This is a genomic window from Mycobacterium sp. GA-1841, assembly GCF_001954135.1.
In the GTDB taxonomy this organism is placed as follows: Bacteria; Actinomycetota; Actinomycetes; order Mycobacteriales; family Mycobacteriaceae; genus Mycobacterium.
This window is the reverse complement of sequence record NZ_MBEQ01000075.1, coordinates 17,551-36,001: the sequence shown is the minus strand read 5'-3', so window position 1 is coordinate 36,001 and position 18,451 is coordinate 17,551. Positions and strand designations below refer to the sequence as shown.

Sequence of the window (18,451 nt, the reverse complement as noted above, 5' to 3'; positions counted from 1 at the left end):
ACCAGCATCTCGCAGCAAGTCCCACGAACCCAACAACAAAACGCTGATAGGAATCATTAGCGTGCGTGTCTGCTGCCAGACACGCACGCTCGCGGTGCAAGCCGGGCGACGGCTCGACTCATGCGGCGTCGACGAGGGCCTCGACATGGGTGGGCGTCACCCGCAGCACCGCGGCGCTGGCGATGTCGTAGAACAGTCCGATCACGTTGACGCGGCGGGCCAACGGGTGTGACTGCAGGGTCTGCACCTGCACCGCGACGTTGACCATGGACAGCTGATCGACGGTGCCGAAGCCTGCCTCGGCGGCAGACACGGCGACCGGATGACGTCCGCCGTCGAACGCCGCCAGCGACGGATCGCCATGGGCCAGCCAGGATTTCAAGTGCTCGTCACCCGGGTCGGTCTTGCCGAGCAGCGCGGTCATCGCCCCGCAGCTGGAGTGCCCGCAGACCACGATCGAGTCGACATCGAGTTTGTCGACGGCGAAGGCGATGGCCGCCTCGATCGATGCGTCGGCTTGCCCCGCCGGGACAATGTTGCCGACGTTGCGCACGGTGAACAGGTCGCCGGGCCCGCTGCTGGTGATGACGTTGGGCACCACTCGCGAATCGGCACAGGTCAGGAACAGTGTTTCCGGATTCTGTGCGTGCGTCAGATCCTGCATGTGTGGGCGCAGGACCGGCGCGGTGCGGCGGTGGTAGGCGGCCAGCCCGTGGAGCACCGACGGGGTCTTCTCCTTCTCAGGCTGCCAGGAGCTCCACGGCACCACACCCGAACGCTTGTCGAACGGGGTGAAGTTGCGGATCGGCGGTCCCAGCACGGCACTGTCCATTTCCACGGCCCCCAGGTCGTGCAGGTCGACGTTGTTGCCCGCGGCACGGTGCTGGCGGCACCAGTCCTCGATGGCCTGATGTGCGGCGTGGTCGATGAAGTCGACGGACAGTTCCACCGTGACATCGGCGTCTTCGGGCACAGAGGCAAGGGTCTTCGTCAGCTTGGGCAGCGACAGGAAGGTGCAGGAGCCTTCGATGGTGACCCGCCAGTTTTCCTGGCCGGCCGACTCGGCGTGAATCTTGGTGCGCACCACTCGCCACACCGTCAGCGCGATCGCCAGCACCAGGCCGATCGCCACACCTTCGAGCAGGTTGAGGAACACCACGCTCAAGATCGTGATCAGGTACACGGCCAAATCGCCGGTGAGCTTTGCCGTTTCGATGTGGGCACGGTTGACCAGACGCAGGCCGATCATGATGAGCAGGCCGGCCAGCGCGGCGGTCGGGATCATCTGGGCCAGGCCGGCAAAAGGTACGGCGAAGGCCAGGACCCACACACCATGCATGATCGCCGAGGCGCGGGTGCGGGCGCCGGCGGCCACGTTGGTGGAGCTGCGCACGATCACGCCGGTGACCGGCAGGCCGCCGATCGCACCGGAGACCATGTTGGCCGTGCCCTGGCCGATCATCTCGCGGTCGAAGTTGGTGCGCGGCCCGTTGTGCATACGGTCGACGGAGACCGCCGACAGCAGGCTTTCCACGCTGGCGATGAGCGCGATGGTCAGGATGCCGCCGGCGAACGCCGCCCACTTGCCGTCGGGCAGGCTGGGCAGTGCCAGCGCATCGATCAGCGATTCGTTGATCTCGATGCGGCTGACGTCGAACGGTGCCAGCACCGACAGGGCCGTCACGCCGACGATCGCGACGAGCGGGGCCGGCACCTTGTTGATCGGGGCCGGGACCCAGCGCCACCCCACCAGGGTGATGATCACCAGCAGGCCCAGCAGCACGGCCGGCCAGTGCGCACTGATCAGCTGGGCGGGCAGTTCGGAGATGTTGGCCCAGGCCGAGCTGTTGGAGCTGCCGCCGAGCAACACGTGCACCTGCTGCAGCGCGATGGTGACGCCGATGCCGGCCAGCATTGCGTGCACCACCACCGGGGAGATGGCCAGCGCGGCACGGGCCACCCGGCTCAGGCCGAACAGCACCTGCAGCACGCCTGCGCCCACGGTGATGGCGCAGGTGACCGCCCAGCCGAACTCGGAGATCAACCCGGCGACCACCACGGTCAGGCCGGCGGCCGGACCGCTGACCTGCAGGGGGGAGCCGCCCAGGGCGCCGGCGATGATGCCGCCGACGATCGCGGCGATGATGCCGGCCAGCACGGGGGCGCCGGAGGCCACGGCGATGCCGAGCGACAACGGCAGCGCCACCAGGAACACCACCAGGGAGGCAGGTAGGTCGTAGCGCAGAACGGTGCGGGCCCGTTCTGCGAGTTGGGTCGTTTGCTGCATGACGCGCCTCCGTCTGGAGTTGGTGATGTGCGGGCACGCCACGCTGCGGGCCCGCGCACAGATATTCGACGACGTTGTCGGTGGACAACATCGAAAAGCGTTGGAGCGCACAACGACACAAGTCGACTTATGGTCCAGTTGTGGCTCGCCTACATCCAATTGCTGTGGGCGAGCGTATTTATCGCTGTGAACAGGTGCAAGGCATTCTGTGCCATGCATAGAGAACCCAAATGTTTCAGGTATGTGTCGCAGCGCGAATATGCCTGTAGGCCAGTCGGAATGGCCGAACGCCGTCCGGGCGTGACACCGAATGTTCACCTTTTGGTTCCGAAACGGTTCTGAAAAGGTTTGTATTTCAAAGAGTCTGGCTGGATCACGCTTGATCTTGAACGTGACGTGCGTCATAGAACGGTCGCCGCAAGGCGTCTTCTTAGAACTCCATATGAAGTCCGTGACAATGCTCTGTGCGCTCCGCACAATGGAAATATGACGACGATGTCGGTTTCTCCCCGTGCCCAGCAGCCGCGGCAGGCCATCCTCGGACAGTTGCCGAAGATCCACCGTGCGGACGGATCTCCGATCCGGGTGTTGCTGGTCGATGACGAGCCGGCGCTGACCAACCTGGTCAAGATGGCCCTGCACTACGAGGGCTGGGAAGTCGATGTCGCCCACAACGGCCATGACGCCGTGGCGAAGTTCGACGAGATCGAACCCGACGTGGTGGTGCTCGACATCATGCTGCCGGATATCGACGGGCTGCAGATCCTGCAGCGAGTTCGTGAGGCCGACGGCTACACGCCCACGCTGTTCTTGACCGCCAGGGATTCGGTGCTCGACCGGGTGTCCGGGTTGACCGCCGGCGCCGACGACTACATGACCAAGCCCTTCAGCTTGGAGGAGTTGGTGGCGCGGCTGCGCGGGTTGCTGCGTCGATCCAGCCACACCACCCCGCCGGCCGACGAGACCCTCAAGGTCGGGGACATGGTGCTCGACGGCGCGAGCCGCGAGGTCACCCGCGGCGGCGAGCCGATCAACCTGACCGTCACCGAATTCGAGCTCCTGCGCTATCTGATGCGTAACCCGCGCCGCGCGCTGAGCCGCGCCGAGATCCTGGACCGGGTGTGGAACTACGGCTTCGGCGGCAAGTCCAGCATCGTCGACCTGTACATCTCGTATCTGCGCAAGAAGGTCGACACCGACCGGGAGCCGATGATCCACACCGTGCGCGGGGTTGGCTATATGCTGCGGCCCGCGTCATGATGCATTGATGCCGCCCAGACGATGGGGGCCGCGATCACTACGCCGGCGATTGGTCTTGGGAGTCAGCGCGATCGTCACGGTCGTGCTGTTCGCCGTTGGGGCGTTGTCGGTCTACAGCCTGCACACCTATGTGACGACGATGAGCGATACCGAGGTGTCGCGGTCGCTGGCGGCGTTCACCCACTCCTATGACAAGCTGCGCGAGAAGCAGGCCGGGCACGATCTGATCGGCGACGCCGAGGCCCTCACCGCGTTCGTCGGGCAGGCGCCGGGCAACCTGATCGCGGTCTTGCACGACGGCGAGGTGATCCGCTCGGCGGTGTTCTCCGACGGTGAGTCGCACCCGGCGCCCGTCGCGGTGACCGGCGCGCTCGACCAGTACGCCTGGACCGACGAGGCTTCCCGCACGGTGAAACTGCCCGTGCTGGGTTCCTACCGGCTGGCCAGTCATGCGGTGGGCAACGGTGACGTGCTCGTCTCCGGGGTGTCGATGGACAGCGCGAACCTGGTGATCGCCCGCAAGTCGGTGACGGTGGCGGTGATGATCGTCCTCGCACTGATCGTCACCGCGCTGGGCACCATCGCGGTGGTGCGCATCGCGTTACGGCCGTTGAGCCGGGTGGCGGCGACGGCGGCGAAGGTGGCGACGTTGCAGTTGGACGGGGGCGACCACCGCATCACCACGCGTGTCCGGGACCGGGACACCGATCCGGACACCGAGGTCGGCCTGGTCGGGGACACGCTGAACCGGCTGCTGGTCAACGTCGACAGTGCGTTGGCTGCGTTGGCCGAGTCCGATCGACGTACCCGGCAGTTCCTCACCGATGCCAGCCATGAGCTGCGCACCCCGTTGGCGGCCATCCAGGGCTACGCCGAGCTGACCCGCCAGGACAGTGCGAACCTTCCGCCGACGACCGAATACGCACTGGCCCGCATCGAGGCCGAGGCGCGCCGGATGACGGGTCTGGTCAGTGATCTGTTGCTGTTGTCCCGGTTGAGCGAGGGCCAGGAGCTGGAGACCGACGACGTCGACCTCAGTGACCTTGCGGTCGACGCGGTCAACGACGTGGCGGTCGGGGCGCCCGAACATCACTGGGTGGCCGAACTGCCGGACGATCCGATGTGGGTGCGCGGAGACCTGGCCCGGTTGCACCAGGTGCTGAGCAATCTGTTGACCAATGCGGCCGTGCACACACCGCCCGGTGTGACCGTCACGATTTCGTTGACCGAGGCCGACGATTTCGCAATATTGACCGTCGCCGATGACGGTCCGGGAATTGATGCGGAATTGTTGCCGAATTTGTTCGGCAGATTTGTCCGGGCCGATAAATCACGGTCCCGGGAATTGGGGAGCACCGGCTTGGGGCTGGCGATCGTCGCCTCCATCATCGAAGCGCATCACGGGACCGTCGCAGTCGCCTCAAGGCCTGGTCGCACCGTGTTTACGGTGCGGATTCCGCTCGCCGGTGAGATCGCGCCGGAGACCGTCGGCGTCCCCGCAAAAAATATGAATTAGGCCTGAACATTCTTTGACCGCCGGGCCGTATGCGGAAATACGTATGTGTTCAATATGAGTTGATGGACCCGGGCTGGCCAGCTCCTTAGGCTGGGGCTACCTCAGTAAGGGAAAGGCCAGGTAATTCAATGATGAACATCTGGAAAAATGTTGCCGTCGCCACTGTCGGAGCCGGCCTGGCGTTGGGCGCGATGGCCGCACCGGCCGCCGCGGCACCGGGCGGCACCGGCTCGGCCCAGCAGACGATCAAACAGTTGGAGGACGAGGGCTACCGCGTCATCCTGTCCCGCGTCGGCAGCGGCTCGATCAGCGACTGCAACGTCAAGGCGGTCCGTCCCGGCCGCGACATCACCGAGCTCAAGGCCGCGCCGCGCGGCAACACCGAGGAGCGCGTCCGGTACACCACGGTCTACGTCGACCTGGCCTGCGGGCAGGGCAAGTAGCCGAATCCCGCAGCGGTGGACCGCCCCACTGCTGCACGTTAGGGTGACGGCGTGCTGAGCAGAGTGCTGATCGGCCTGGTGGCCGCGGGAGCGGTGATGAGCGGGCCCGGGATCGCCCAAGCGGATCCACCACCACCGCCGGTCGTTCCCAACGTGAACGCCTACCCGCCCGTCAAGACTTCTGAATATGCCGTGATGGACAACAACTGGTATGCGTTCAGCGCTCCCGACGGCCTCACCTGTGTGCTGCAGCGCAGCGGCAGTTATGGGTGCAGCGGGCCGATCCCGGCCGCACCCAACGGCGCCAACCTGGTCAGCGGTGGGCCCGGGGTGCCCGGGTTCGCCAGTTCGCCGGCTCCGGTGTTCGCCGCCGTCGGCGACGCCAAGCCGTTGCCGGCCAACTCCCGGATCAGCTATCAGACCATCAGCTGCGGCACCGACGGTGTCACGACGTCGTGCATCGACGGGCGCAATCAGTCGGGCTTCGTGCTCAGCCCGTCGGGCAGCTTCGTCATCGGCGAGCAGGAATCGGACTTCAAGCCCACGTTCACGATCGGCTGAGGCTCAGAACCCCGACCCGTGCACCTCGTGCCCGGGCTTCTCGATCATCAGCCCCTGGTAGGCGTCCTCGACGGAGAATCCGTGGTTGATCACACCGTCCACCTCGCGGGCGATCGGCATGTTCAACCCGTAGTTGTCGGCGAATTCCATGATCACGCTGGCCGCCTTGACGCCCTCGGCCACCTGGTTCATCGAGGCGATGATCTCCTCGACCTTCTTCCCGGAGCCCAATTGTTCGCCGACGTGCCGGTTGCGGCTGCGTTGGCTGGTGCAGGTGACGATGAGGTCGCCCATGCCGGCCAGACCCGCGAAGGTGTCGCGCTGTCCGCCCATGGCTTCACCGAGTTTCGCCATCTCGCGCACCGCACGCGCCATCACCATCGCGCGGGTGTTCTCGCCAATGCCCAGTGAGTAGCCCATGCCGACCGCGATGGCGTAGACGTTCTTGAGCGCGCCGGCCATCTCCACACCGATCACATCGTCGGTGGTGTAGGTCCGAAACCTCTTGGTGCGGAACAACTCTGCGAGTTTGGCTGCCAGGTGTTGGTCGGGCATGGCCAGCACTGCCGCGGCGGCGTAACCCTCGGCGACTTCGCGGGCGATGTTCGGCCCGGCCAGGATGCCGGCGGGGTGGCCGGGCAGCACCTCGTCGACGATCTCGCTCATCCGCTTGTTCGTGCCCTGTTCCAGGCCTTTGACGAGGGAGACCACCGGGACCCAGGGGCGCAGTTCGCGGGCCAGCTCGGTGAGCACCCCACGGAAGCCGTGCGAGGGCACGCCCATCACGATCACGTCGGCGCAGTGTGCCGCCTCGCTGAAATCGGTGGTGGCCTTCAGGCTTTCGGGTAACGCGACTTCGTCACCCAGGTAGCGGGAGTTGCGGTGGTTGTCGTTGATGTCCTTGGCGGTCTCCTCCGAGCGCACCCACTGCAGGGTCGGCCCACGCCGGGCACAGATGGAGGCCACGGTGGTGCCCCACGATCCTCCGCCGAGGACGACGACGTTGGGTTCTCGTTGCGCTGGTGCCATGGCGATCAGCGTATTGCCGAGGGGCGGTGGGGGAGCCCTAGTTGCCGAACTGGGTCACCCGGTGGCGCTGCGACGCCGGCTCAGCGTGCCGATGAGCGCGGCGGCCAGACACGCGGTGGCGACCGCGCCGGCGAACCAGGGGAAGACCGTGTCCAGGTCCCAGCGGGTGGCGGCCCAGCCGGCCAGCAGCGTCGGCACGGCCATCGCGGTGTAGGCCAACAGGTAGAACGCGGACATGGTCTCGCCGCGCTGGCCGGCCGGGACCACCTGGGACAGGTGCCGTAGCGATCCGCCGAATCCGAGCCCGAACGTCGCGCCGAGCAGCGCAGCCGCGGCGAACACCAAGGGCCAGGAGTGGGTGACCAGCACCGGGACGGTCAGGCCCAGCGTCACCGCCATGCCGACGTCGCCGATGATCGCCGAGCGGTGGGCCGGGATGCGGGTGGCGGCCAACTGGGCCATTGCCGCGGAGAACGCGGTGACGGCCACGACGCCGCCACCGAACACCAGGTTCTCGATGTGCGTCTGGCGGGCCGCCAGGGACGGATACAACGACAGCAGGACGCCGAGCACCGACCAGGAAGCCATCGCGCCGAGAGCGGCGAACCAGAAGTCTGCCCGGATTTCTTTGGCCACTGCGGGTTTCGAGATCCGGATGGGGCCGGCGGAGCGGACGGTGTGGGTTTCGCGCAGGGCGAGGACGCCGACGCCGACGAGCACGCAGACCACCGCGACCACGGCGTAGGGAGTGCGCAACGGATGTGGCGCGTACTGCGCGAGCGCGGCGGATCCGATGATCGCCACGGTCATGCCGATGTTGAACGCCACGCCGCTGAGTTGTCCGGAGCGCACGCCGCGGTGCGGGCGCAGGTCCAGCAGGGCCGCGGCGGTCACGACCACGATCGAGCCGATGGCGGCACCGTGGATGGTGCGGGCAAGCAGGAGCAGCGCCATGTTGTCGGCCACCAGGAACACGCCGAGGCCGACGAGCATCGCGATGAGTGCGCCCACCAGCACCGGCTTGCGGCCGATCACGTCGGAGACGCGGCCGGAGACCAGGACGGCGGCCAGGGCGGCAAGTGCGTACACCGCGAACACGACGGTGGTGGCCAGCGGCGTGAGATGCCATGCCGTCTCGTAGATCCCGTACAGCGGGGCGGGCAGGCCCGAGACGCCCAGGGCCACACCGCTGAAGACAAGCAGTAGGGGATAGGCCCACCGCTGGCTGTGGTCGGCCCCGAGCGCGCCATCGGTCGAAATCTGAGCCGTCATCGCTCCCCGTCCGGTAAGTTTGACGTTTATCGAACCCGGCCGAGCCTACGCCGGGTTTGATGAACATCAAACCTATTTTCGGGTGGCGGAGGGCACATGGCAGAGGCGCCGACGACGCGGACCGTCGCGGTCGCACCGATCCATCAGGTGTTGAGTGCACTGCAAGATCCGGTCCGACTGGAGATGGTGCGCCGGCTCTACAACGCGGGGGAGCCGGTCCGGTGTGCGGCGCTCTACGACGGCATCAACAAATCAACCGCCACGCACCACTTCAACATCCTGCGTGACGCCGGCCTGATCGTGCGGACCCCCAACGACGGCCACACCCATCAACGGCTGCGCGTCGATGTTGTCGAGGCGGCGATGCCGGGTCTGTTGGCGGCAGTCGTGGTCCAGGCCAACCGGGAAGCGGAGTCCAGCGGCTGACCGGTCCGGCGGTCGGCGAACTTTTGACCACTTTTTTGACGGTTTGCGCACCATCGGCAAAGTTAATATGCATACGTGCTACGAATTCCGTCGCGCGGTCGTCGGGTCGGCGATCGTCGGTTGTCGCACGTTCGGGCCCGTCGCGCCGGTGGGGACACCCATGATGCGTAATTCGGCCTGAATCCACTGTATTTACAGGTAATCTGCGAAATGACACGTCGCCAACCGGGCACCAGGGCCCGGCGATCACGAGCGCGCCATCGCGGTTCGTTTGCCGGAAGATGCTGAGCCGGGCTCACTAAGTGAATGAGAATTCGGCAAAACGTTGACGCACGTCGAGTCCCGACGCTACGGTGCGAACCACTGCTGAGTTATCCGGCCGAGAACGGTCGAACCTCGGGCCTGGGGAGGATTGATTGTTGGTGGTTCTGCTGCTTAATGAGAGAGGATGACGGCGCCGCCCGAGAGCGTCTCTGATGGGGTCGAACCGGACCGGGGAGTCGACGCCATCGAGAAATGGGCCACCGGCTACGCCCGGCGTCATCCGCTCGCATCACTCACCACAGTCGGGGACCAGTTCGTTCTTGGGGTGCGCACCCTTCAGACCTTGTTCGTCGACCTGGTGACGGGCCGCTTCCAGTGGCAGGAGTTCATCCGCCAGGGCGCGTTCATGGCAGGTACGGCCGTGGTTCCCACGGTGCTGGTCGCCCTGCCGATCGGGGTCACCCTCTCGATTCAGTTCGCGTTGTTGGCCGGGCAGGTGGGTGCCACGTCGCTGGCCGGCGCCGCCAGCGGGCTGGCCGTCATCCGGCAGGCAGCCTCGCTGACGGCGGCCGTGCTCATGGCAGCCGCGGTCGGCTCGGCCATCACCGCCGATCTGGGGTCGCGAACCATGCGGGAGGAGACCGACGCCATGGAAGTCATGGGCGTCTCGGTGATCCAGCGGTTGGTGGTGCCCCGCTTTGCCGCCGCCATCATGATCGGCGTCGCGCTCACCGGCGTGGTGTGTTTCGTCGGCTTCTTGGCCAGCTTCCTGTTCAACGTGTACTTCCAGAACGGGGCCCCCGGCAGCTTCGTGGCGACCTTCGCCTCGTTCGCCACCACCGGCGACATGATCGTGGCCCTGATCAAGGCGGTGATCTTCGGCGCCATCGTGGCGGTCGTGTCATGTCAGAAAGGACTGTCCACCAAAGGCGGGCCGACCGGGGTGGCCAACTCGGTGAATGCAGCGGTGGTCGAGTCCATCCTGCTGTTGATGGTGGTCAACGTCGCGATCAGCCAGCTCTACATCATGCTGTTCCCCCGGGTCGGGCTGTGACATGACCGCATCGACCTTCCTGCCGCCGCTGCTCGCACCGTGGGTGCGGCTCTACCGACGCGCGTCCACACCGGTGATCCGGCTGGGCCACATGATGGTGTTCTTCGTGCGCGCCGTGACGGCGGTGCCGATCGCGTTGCGTCACTACCGCGGTGAGTTCGTCCGGCTGCTCTCCGACATCGCCTGGGGCAACGGCTCGCTCGTCGTCGGCGGTGGCACCGCCGGCGTGGCCGTGGTGCTCGGCATCACCGTGGGCGCCCTCGTCGGCATCGAGGGCTACAACTTCCTGGATCTGCTCGGGCTCGGCCCGGCCACCGGCATCATCTCCTCGTTGGTGAACACCCGCGAGCTCGCGCCGATCGCCGCGTCACTGGCCTTCGCGACGCAGGCCGGCTGCCGGTTCACCGCGCAGCTCGGCTCGATGCGCATCGCCGAGGAGATCGACGCGCTCGATTCCATCGCCATCCGCCCGATCCCGTACCTGGTCACCACCCGGCTGATGGCCTCGGTGGTCGCGGTGATCCCGCTGTATGTGCTCTGCCTGGCGGTGAGCTATCTGACCACCCAGGTCGTGGTGTATCTGATCAGCGGCGGATCCACCGGTTCCTATCTGCACTACTTCACCCTGATGTTGTCGGGCCAGGACATCCTCTACTCGCTGTTGAAGACGGTCATCTTCGTCTGGATCGCCTCCACCGTGCAGTGCTATTACGGCTTCTACGCCTCGGGCGGCCCGGTGGGTGTCGGGGTGGCGGCCGGCCACGCCATGCGGGCCAGCATCACCGTGGTGATCATCGTCAACATGCTGCTCACGATGGCGTTGTGGACGGTCGATTCCGGAGCGAGGTTCGGCGGCTAGATGGGCAACTCACTGGAAACCGACGGCCGTGGGCCGACCGACCGACAGCTGTTGGGCTGCGGTGTGGCCGTTCTCGTGGTGGCCGCACTGGTTTCGACGGTCCTGTTGGTGAAGGCGACCGGGCGGCTCGACGCCCGGGTTCCGGTGGTGGCCGCCCTGGTCAACGTCGGTGACGGTCTGCCACAGCGCTCCGACGTCAAGTACCACGGCGTGCTCGTCGGGATGGTCGACGACGTCGTGCCGGCCGCCAACGGCAAACCCAACTTCGTCCACATCAACCTCAAACCCGAATATGCGTCGTCGATTCCGAACACGGTGACCGCACGTGTGGTGCCCAGCAACGTGTTCGCGGTGTCGTCGGTGCAGTTGGTCGACAGGGGCGCCGGCGGGCCGGCAAATGTGGGCGGCGCCGGCGGGCCGGCAAATGTGGGCGGCGCCGGCGGGCCGGCAAATGTGGGCGGCGCCGGCGGCCCTGCGAATGGGTCGAGCCCCGGCGCACCGATCGCGGCCGGCGCCCAGATCCCCGAGGACACCGAGCTGCCGACGGTGTTGTTCCAGACCACGATCAGCAAGCTGCGCGACATCCTGGCCGCGACCGGCCGCGGTCGTGAGGACAAGACGGTGGGCATCCTGGCCGCGGTCAACGCCGCCACCGAGAACCGCCGCACCGAACTGCTCAACAGCGGTGCGCAATTGAACCGTCTGCTCGACCAACTCGATGCGATCGTGGCCACCGAACCGGGCCCGACGACCGTCTCGGCGCTCATCGACGCCGCCCACGGTCTGCAGCAGACGGCGCCCGATCTCGTCGATGCGCTGTACAAGGCGGTGCAGCCCATGCAGACCCTCGTCGAGCAACGCTCACAACTCACCACCCTGATCAACGGCGGCATCAACACCATGAACACGAGCTACACGTCGTTGGCCAACCACTCCGATCAGCTCGTCGGCATCACCACCGACATGACGCCGGTGATCGGTGAACTGGCGCAGTCCTCCCACAACTGGGTGCCGGCCTTCGTCAAGCTCAACCAGCTGTCGACCAAGTTCTTCGACAACGTGTGGATGCCCGATCACGACTTCGGCAACATGCGGGTGAATCTGTCGTTCACGCCGAGCTACACCTACACCCGGGCCGACTGTCCGCAGTACGGCGGGCTCAAGGGACCCAGTTGCTACACCGCGCCGTTGGTGCCGACGCGTCCGGCGCTGCCCGATGTCTTGTTGCCACAGAACTACCAGCCGCCCGCCGATCTGGCGCCGCCGCCGGGCACGGTGGTGGGGCCCAACGGCAACCTGGTCGCGGTGGGGCCGCCTCTGGTGAACCCGAATCCCAATCTGGCCGACCCGAATCCGCCGCTGCCGTCATGGATGACGCCGTCGCCGCCGGTCCCCGGTACGGCCAATCCGGCGCTGGCGCCGACGCCGCCCCCGCCGGTGAATCAGTCGCCGCTGGCTCCGGTGGCACCCCGGCCCCCGAACTCGCCGCCCGCCGCCTCGATCCCCGGCTCGTCTCCGGCGCCGCCGGGTGGCCCGCCGGCACCCGAGGGGCCACTGCTGCCCGCCGAGGCCGCACCGGCCGCCTTCGGCGGCAGTGCTGCACCCGCCTCCTTCGGCGGCAACGTGGGCCCGGTGGGTAGCACCCAGGAACGCGCGGCACTGAGCATCGCGACCGGCCAACCCGCCACGGCGGCCACCCAGCTGCTGCTGGGCCCGGTGGCGCGGGGCACGACGGTGTCGGTCGTAGACGGTCAAGTGGCACAACCAGTTTCGTCCGGGGAGCCTCGATGAAGTATCGCGGAGCAATGATCGGCCTTTCACTGTTCATGGTGGTGGCGCTGACGCTGACGTGGCTGGTGTATGTCACGTTGCGGCGCGACGTGGCGGGGGAGACGACGCCGTACGCCGCGATGTTCACCGACGTGTTCGGCCTTCGTGAGGGTGACGACGTCCGGATGGCCGGGGTGCGCGTCGGCCGTGTGGAGAAGATCGAGCTGGACGGCGCTCAGGCCAAGGTGTCGTTCGTGGTGCAGAACGACCAGCAGCTGTTGGGCACCACGGTCGCCTCGGTCACCTACCAGAACATCGTGGGTCAGCGCTATCTCGGGCTTTCCCTGGGCAAGACCGGTGATCCGGGCGTGCTGCCGGCGGGCGCGGTCATCCCCGTCGAACGCACCGATCCGTCGTTCGACGTGGGTACCTTGCTCAACGGATACGAACCGTTGTTCAGCGTGCTCAACCCGCGCGACGCCGACAACCTCACCCAGGGGGTGATCGCCTCGCTGCAGGGCGACCAGGCCTCGATCGCCGCGCTCGTCGATCAGACCGCGCAGTTGACCGACTCCTTCGCCGGCCGTGACGAGGAACTCGGCAAGGTGATCAGCGATCTCAACACGGTGGCCCAGAACCTGGCCAAGCACAACGACAGCCTCGATGAGGTCATCACCGAAACCCGGGGAATGGTCAGCACTTTCGATGCTCGACGGCCCGAGATGGTGGAGTCGATGGGTTCCATCTCGCGGGTGGTCCGCCAACTGTCCACCATCACCGACGAGGTCTATCCCTCGCTGAACCAACTGGTCACGCGTGAACCCGGCTTCGTCCAGCACATGGTGGGCATCGAACCCCAGTTGGCGTTCACCGGGGCCAACCTGCCCTTGTTGCTCAAGGGATTCGCCCGGATCACCAACGAAGGCTCCTACGCGAACTCGTATGCGTGTGACCTGAACGCGACGGGATTCTTCCCCGGCCTCAACGACGTCACACCGATCATCGTCGACGCCGCCACCCCCGGGAACAAGGCGGCGTACAGCCCGAGATGCAGGAATATGGCCAATGGCTGAGCAAAAGAAGAAGCGGCGCAAACCGCTGGAGGGGTACAGCCGGACCTGGCTGGGGATCATCGCGATCGCGGTGGTCAGTGTGTTGATCGGGGCGATGTTGATCGTCAAGGTGGCCGATATCGGCTACCGCAAGTACACCGCGCAGTTCCTGCAGGCCGCCGCGCTCAAACCGGGCAACCCGATCACCGTGGCCGGCATCCCGGTGGGCGAGGTGGTCAGCATGAAGCTGGCCGGTGATCACGTCGAGGCCAAACTCAAGGTGCGCAACGATGTTCCGTTGGGCAAGGACTCCCGAGCGGTCATCAAGATCACCACGATCCTGGGTTCGCGTTATCTGTCGTTGGAGCCGGCCGGCGACGGCGGCGTGCCGGGCGGCAATTTCGACTTGGCCCACACCGAGGTGCCCTACGACCTGCAGGAGGCGTTGGCCGACGTCACCACCACTTACGAGCAGGTGGACTCCGACAAGTTCGCCCAGTCTCTGGGCATCCTGGGCCACCAGCTCAACGGGCTGCCCGAGATCGTGCCGCGGGCCCTGCAGAACACCCACACCCTGGCCCAGATCATCGCCAGCCGGCGCGATCAACTGGGCACGCTGTTGCAGACCACCGAGGTGGTCAGCAACACCCTGCGTCGCCAGCAGTCGACCATCGGCAGCCTGGTCAACCAGGGCAACGGCCTGGTGGGCGAGTTCGTCATGCGCCGGGCCTCGTTCCAGGCGATGCTGGCGTCACTGACCAATCTCGTCGAGACCCTCAGCGGCATCGTCATCGACGATCGGCCCGAACTCGAGGCGCTGCTGACCAATATCCGTGAGCTGTCGGACATGTTGGGCCAGCACGACGACCTGCTGCGCAGTGTGTTGCAGACCGCGCCGGTGACGCTGCGCGGGCTGGCCAACGCCACCGGCACCGGCAACGCGGCCGACCTCAACGTCGCCAACGGTCTGTTGATCGATTCGTGGATGTGTGCGATCAGCGGGCGAGCCAAGCAGTTCAACATGATCCAGTACCTGAAGGACTGCAAATGAGTCGCCGGAACAGGCTCCTGGCCCTGGTGGCGGTCGCTGCGTTGGCCGCCGTCGCGGTCCTCGGCGTCGGCTGGTGGTATCTGCGGGACCTGACCAACACCATCACGGTGACGGCTCAGTTCGACAGTGCGGCCGGGCTTTACGAGGGCAACACGGTGGCGGTGCTCGGCATGCAGGTCGGCAAGGTCACCAAGATCACGCCCAAGGGCGGCTATGTGGAGGTCGACTTCACCGTCGACAAGGACGTCAAGGTGCCCCAGGACGTGCAGGCGGTCACGGTGTCCAACTCGATCCTGACCGACCGGCAGATCGAGCTCACCCCGCCGTATCGCGGTGGGCCGACGCTGCAGAACCACGACACCATCGGACTCAACCGCACCAAGACCCCGGTCGAATTCGCCCGGGTGCTCGACGTATTGGACAAGTTGTCGGCCTCACTGCGCGGTGACGGCAAGGGCAACGGGCCGATCGCCGAAGTCGTCAATGCCAGTGCCGCGATCGCCGACGGTAACGGCCAGGCGATGAAGGATGCCCTCGGGGAACTGTCGGAGGCACTGCGGCTCAGCGCCGACAAGGGTGCGGTGACCCGAGATCAGCTCACCACGATCGTGCGCAATCTCAGCTCACTGTTCCAGGCGGCCGCCAACAACGACGCCACATTGCGTGAATTCGGTTCTGCGGTGCGCCAACTCAGCCAGATCCTGGCCGACGAGAACTTCGGCACCGGCACCACCGGCAAGAAGCTCAATCAGGTGATCACCCAGGCCGGTCAGGTGCTCGAAGCCCACCGTGAGGAGATCAAACAGATCGTCCTCAACGGCAACACCGCCACCGGCACCTTCGTCGACCACAACCGTGACGTGGCCGAGCTGCTCGACCTCGCCCCGATGACGCTGGACAACCTCTACAACATCGTCGACCAGCGCAACGGTTCGGCGCGGGTGCATGTGCTGGTCGACAAGGTGTTGTTCGACTCCCAGACCGTCAAGGAGATATGCAACATGATGGGGCTGCGGCAATTGGGGTGCAGCACCGGCACAGTGCAGGACTTCGGCCCGGACTTCGGGCTGTCCTACATGCTCGACGGCCTGGCCGCGATGGGGCAGCGATGAGAAAGCCGATCCGTACCGTCATCCTGCCGGTGGTGCTCACCGCGACGTTGACGCTGTCAGGGTGCGCCACCGAGGGCCTGGCCAGCTTGCCGTTGCCCGCTCCCGGCGTCGGTTCGGGCGGCTACGAGCTGACCGCGATCTTCTCCAACGCGCTGAACCTGCCCGCCAACGCCAAGGTGAAGCTGGCCGGTGCCGATGTGGGCGAGGTCGATTCGATGGTGGCGCACAACTACACCGCGGTGACCACGCTGCGCATCATGGACGGCGTCCGGCTGCCGAAGGGCACCACCGCCGAATTACGTTCGGCCACACCGCTGGGCGACGTCTTCGTCTCGGTCCGCCCGCCCAGCCCGGTCGATCCGAATGCTCCGCTGCTGCGCGACGGCGACGTCATCGATCTGGATTCGACGCGGGCCGCCGCGACCGTCGAGTCGCTGTTGAGTTCGGCGGCGATCCTGGTCAACGGTGGTGCGGTACGCAACTTCACCAACATCATCAACGGCCTGGGCAAGGCCACCGGCGAGCAGGGGCAGGCGTTCGGCACCCTGATCTCCAAGACCAACCACACCCTCGGCACGCTCAACGCCCGCTCCGAGCAACTCGACACGGCGATGACGGAGACCTCGAAGCTGCTCGGCCAGATCGACGAGAAGAACCAGGCCGTCAGCGAACTGATGGATCAGGCCGCGCCGGCCACCCAGGTGCTGGCCGAACACACCACCCAGATCGCCGACCTGATCGCCCAGGTCGGTGACACGGCCGAACAGCTGCGCAAGTTCCCGTCGATCGCCGGTACCGACACCAGCGGCCGCAGTGTGATCGCCGATGCCAACACCATTGCCGGGGCGTGGAACGACGTCGCCCTGACCCCGGATGCCACGCTGTACGCGCTCAACCGGCTGATGCCGCCGATCGTGAAGAGCATGCCGAGCAACGCCTGGTCCACCCGGGCGAGCATCGACCGGCTGGTGCTCGGCTCGATTCCCGACATCGGGTTTGCCGGTGACGCCGGCCTGCACGGACCCAAGCGTTACAACTGGCATCAGCTCGTCGGCTCGCTGCAATACACGCTGCTGCGGCTGCAGGAGCGGGTGGTCGGCCGCGGACCGAACGTGCCGCAGATGCCGGTGATCCCCAGCCCCACCGAGCCCGGTGAGATCGTGCCGGCGCCGCCACCCGGCGAGGCCCTGCCGGCGGAGGCGCCGCCCGCCGACGCTCCCGTCGCACCGGCCGCCGAGGCACCGCGATGATCGACTCGCTGGCAGATCTCGTCGTCCGGATGGTCCGGTTCGGTTACCGGCGCCGGGCCTGGCTGTCGGCCGGTGCCCTGGTGATGACCCTGGTGGTGGCCGCCGGCTATCTGATGATCGGCGCATTGCGGGTCAAGCCGTTCGATTCCACCTATCGCCTCACGGTCCAGCTGCCGGAGTCGGCCGGGTTGCTGCCGAACCAGGACGTCACGCTGCGCGGGGTGCGGGTGGGCCGGGTCGAGCGTCTCGACATCACCCCGTCCGGGGTCAACGCCGTGGTGAATGTGGACTCGGCAGTTCAGATCCCGAAGTCCAGCGATGTCCGGGTATCGGGACTGTCGCCGGCCGGTGAGCAGTACATCGACTTCGTCGGGCACTCCGACCAGGGGCCGTTCTTGACCGACGGCAATGTCATCACCGAGGCCTCGGTTCCGGTCAGCCTGGCCCAGCTGCTGGCTGATGCCGACGGCGCCCTGGCCCAGGTCGACGTCGACAAGCTGGAACTGATCCGACGGGAACTAAGCATGAGCAGCGCGGGCCCGCGCAAGTTGGCCGACATCATCGACGGCGGCACGTTCCTGCTGTCGACGTTGGATTCGGTACTGCCGGAGACCACCAGCATCTTGCGGAACAGCCGCGTGGTGTTCAGCTTGGCGGCCGACAAGAACGCCGGTATCGCGGTGGCCTCGGACAACCTGAGCTCCACGTTCGACGGGATCAACCGGATGCGCGACGGCTTCCGGCGCCTCACCAACGAGACCCCCGGCGCGCTGAACTCCGTCGACAACCTGTTCGTCGACAACTCCGACACGATGGTGCAGCTGCTCGGCAGCCTGGCCTCCACGTCGCAACTGCTGTATCTGCGGGTGCCGGCGCTGCATGCGCTGTTCCCGGATTACCGCACCTCGGCGCTCGACGCGATCGGCAGCGTCATGCACGACAACGGGCTGTGGGCCACCGGCGAGATCTATCCGCGCTACACGTGTGACTACGGGACCCCGCGTCGGCCGCCGTCGTCGGCCGATTACCCGGAGCCGTTCATGTACACCTACTGCCGCGACGAGCATCCCGGCGTCCTGGTCCGCGGCGCGAAGAATGCGCCGCGTCCGGCCGGGGACGACACCGCCGGGCCGCCGCCGGGCGCTGACCTGGGACGCACCACCGATCCGACGCCGAAGGGTCGCTACACGATCCCGACGCCATACGGCGGTCCGACGCTGCCGATCGAGCCGCCCCGTTGACCCA

The 18,451-nt window shown here is 66.5% G+C and carries 16 protein-coding genes; 13 read left to right on the top strand and 3 right to left on the bottom strand.

Translation table 11 applies throughout. The features are described from left to right. Window positions 1-118: 118 nt before the first annotated feature. Window positions 119-2,287 (bottom strand): bifunctional SulP family inorganic anion transporter/carbonic anhydrase, encoded by a 2,169-nt coding sequence (locus A5740_RS18765; protein WP_076196459.1) that lies wholly within the window; start codon window positions 2,285-2,287, stop codon window positions 119-121. 486 nt (window positions 2,288-2,773) lie between these two features. Between A5740_RS18765 and A5740_RS18760 the strand changes: the two genes are divergently transcribed. The 4 genes from A5740_RS18760 (at window position 2,774) to A5740_RS18745 (ending at window position 6,067) form a co-directional block, all read left to right on the top strand. Then, on the top strand, window positions 2,774-3,547 hold the full coding sequence (locus A5740_RS18760) for a response regulator transcription factor (RefSeq protein ID WP_076196457.1): 774 nt from the start codon (window positions 2,774-2,776) through the stop codon (window positions 3,545-3,547). Window positions 3,548-3,554: 7 nt separating this feature from the next. Further along, a complete protein-coding gene (locus tag A5740_RS18755) occupies window positions 3,555-5,063 on the top strand; it encodes a cell wall metabolism sensor histidine kinase WalK (RefSeq protein ID WP_076196455.1) in 1,509 nt (502 codons plus the stop codon). A 131-nt stretch (window positions 5,064-5,194) separates the two neighbouring features. After that, complete coding sequence (locus tag A5740_RS18750; RefSeq protein WP_371454772.1) at window positions 5,195-5,506, top strand: hypothetical protein; 312 nt, start codon at window positions 5,195-5,197, stop codon at window positions 5,504-5,506. Window positions 5,507-5,557: 51 nt separating this feature from the next. Beyond that, window positions 5,558-6,067 (top strand): hypothetical protein, encoded by a 510-nt coding sequence (locus tag A5740_RS18745; RefSeq protein ID WP_076196451.1) that lies wholly within the window; start codon window positions 5,558-5,560, stop codon window positions 6,065-6,067. 3 nt (window positions 6,068-6,070) lie between these two features. On the opposite strand, the gene A5740_RS18740 is transcribed toward A5740_RS18745, so the two are convergent. Both A5740_RS18740 and A5740_RS18735 read right to left on the bottom strand, forming a co-directional pair. After that, window positions 6,071-7,096, bottom strand: a complete 1,026-nt coding sequence (locus A5740_RS18740) for an NAD(P)H-dependent glycerol-3-phosphate dehydrogenase (protein WP_076196449.1) — start codon at window positions 7,094-7,096, stop codon at window positions 6,071-6,073. A 54-nt stretch (window positions 7,097-7,150) separates the two neighbouring features. Further along, window positions 7,151-8,368, bottom strand: coding sequence for an MFS transporter (locus A5740_RS18735; RefSeq protein ID WP_076196447.1), 1,218 nt, complete (start codon window positions 8,366-8,368; stop codon window positions 7,151-7,153). A gap of 96 nt (window positions 8,369-8,464) precedes the next feature. Here A5740_RS18735 and A5740_RS18730 point away from each other — a divergent pair, with 96 nt between their 5' ends. The 9 genes from A5740_RS18730 to A5740_RS18690 all read left to right on the top strand — a co-directional run bounded on the left by A5740_RS18730 (window position 8,465) and on the right by A5740_RS18690 (window position 18,447). After that, window positions 8,465-8,794: a helix-turn-helix transcriptional regulator gene (locus A5740_RS18730; RefSeq protein ID WP_076196445.1), complete on the top strand. Its 330-nt coding sequence runs from the start codon at window positions 8,465-8,467 to the stop codon at window positions 8,792-8,794. A 448-nt stretch (window positions 8,795-9,242) separates the two neighbouring features. Next, on the top strand, window positions 9,243-10,112 hold the full coding sequence (locus A5740_RS18725; protein WP_076196442.1) for an ABC transporter permease: 870 nt from the start codon (window positions 9,243-9,245) through the stop codon (window positions 10,110-10,112). Window position 10,113: 1 nt separating this feature from the next. Beyond that, window positions 10,114-10,971: an ABC transporter permease gene (locus tag A5740_RS18720; protein WP_076196440.1), complete on the top strand. Its 858-nt coding sequence runs from the start codon at window positions 10,114-10,116 to the stop codon at window positions 10,969-10,971. Continuing rightward, window positions 10,972-12,762 carry an MlaD family protein gene (locus A5740_RS18715; protein WP_076196438.1) on the top strand — a complete coding sequence of 597 codons (1,791 nt, stop codon included), beginning with the start codon at window positions 10,972-10,974 and terminating at the stop codon, window positions 12,760-12,762. Further along, window positions 12,759-13,814 carry an MCE family protein gene (locus A5740_RS18710; RefSeq protein WP_076196436.1) on the top strand — a complete coding sequence of 352 codons (1,056 nt, stop codon included), beginning with the start codon at window positions 12,759-12,761 and terminating at the stop codon, window positions 13,812-13,814. Before A5740_RS18715 ends, A5740_RS18710 begins: the two co-directional genes overlap by 4 nt. Next, window positions 13,807-14,844, top strand: a complete 1,038-nt coding sequence (locus A5740_RS18705; protein ID WP_076196434.1) for an MlaD family protein — start codon at window positions 13,807-13,809, stop codon at window positions 14,842-14,844. The genes A5740_RS18710 and A5740_RS18705 overlap by 8 nt, the downstream gene beginning before the upstream one ends. After that, a complete protein-coding gene (locus A5740_RS18700) occupies window positions 14,841-15,956 on the top strand; it encodes an MCE family protein (RefSeq protein WP_076196432.1) in 1,116 nt (371 codons plus the stop codon). The genes A5740_RS18705 and A5740_RS18700 overlap by 4 nt, the downstream gene beginning before the upstream one ends. Then, window positions 15,953-17,206 (top strand): MCE family protein, encoded by a 1,254-nt coding sequence (locus A5740_RS18695; RefSeq protein ID WP_076196430.1) that lies wholly within the window; start codon window positions 15,953-15,955, stop codon window positions 17,204-17,206. The genes A5740_RS18700 and A5740_RS18695 overlap by 4 nt, the downstream gene beginning before the upstream one ends. After that, window positions 17,203-18,447: an MlaD family protein gene (locus tag A5740_RS18690; RefSeq protein ID WP_076196428.1), complete on the top strand. Its 1,245-nt coding sequence runs from the start codon at window positions 17,203-17,205 to the stop codon at window positions 18,445-18,447. The genes A5740_RS18695 and A5740_RS18690 overlap by 4 nt, the downstream gene beginning before the upstream one ends. Window positions 18,448-18,451 lie beyond the last annotated feature (4 nt).